The organism is Hungatella hominis (assembly GCF_014288005.1).
GTDB classification, from domain to species: Bacteria; Bacillota; Clostridia; order Lachnospirales; family Lachnospiraceae; genus Hungatella; species Hungatella effluvii.
The window spans coordinates 1-612 of sequence record NZ_JACOPB010000070.1 but is presented as its reverse complement, the minus strand read 5'-3'; the positions used below and the strand labels follow the sequence as shown (position 1 = coordinate 612).

Sequence of the window (612 nt, the reverse complement as noted above, 5' to 3'; positions counted from 1 at the left end):
TTCGGTTATATCTGTTACGATATAACACCTCGGATGTCTTGATTTACTCTTTCTCGGGATCGAAATCCCTTAAAAGAATCTATCTAGATATATTCAATATGTGGTTTTCAAGGTACATGTAGACTGAAGTTTATCAGTCATTAGCAAACTCGATCGGCTCGAATCCACTAATCACTGGTAAAAACCAGTTATATGGAACAGCACTACCCTGCTGAATCGGGTTAACACATTCTTTAACACAGGTTTCGCCTTTATCTCCACCCATTGGAACGTGTCCGTTCTATATAAAACACTCTTTCGAGTGATTTTTTTAAGTAATCTGGCACCCACCTGCTCTCCCATGCCGTCTCCAGCATAGTACCATCGGCCGCTCAAGTCTTAACCATCGTGTTCGGGATGGGTACGGGTGTTTCCCCTGAGCGCATCGGCACCAGAATCTCTTTGTCTCTGATGTTTCTATTCTTCTATTCTTTTTTCTTCGGCTTTCGCCTTCCTTTGAAACACAAGACTCAACAGTATATAAAACCCTTACTTCTTCTTCCTTAGAAAGGAGGTGATCCAGCCGCACCTTCCGATACGGCTACCTTGTTACGACTTCACCCCAGTTATCAG

General features: G+C 43.0%; 2 rRNA genes. Both read right to left on the bottom strand.

Annotated elements, in window-relative coordinates:
• Positions 1 to 317 precede the first annotated feature (317 nt).
• Positions 318 to 435 (bottom strand): 5S ribosomal RNA (gene rrf, locus H8S75_RS32370).
• A gap of 111 nt (positions 436 to 546) precedes the next feature.
• Positions 547 to 612, bottom strand: a 16S ribosomal RNA gene (locus H8S75_RS32365); the annotation flags it as partial.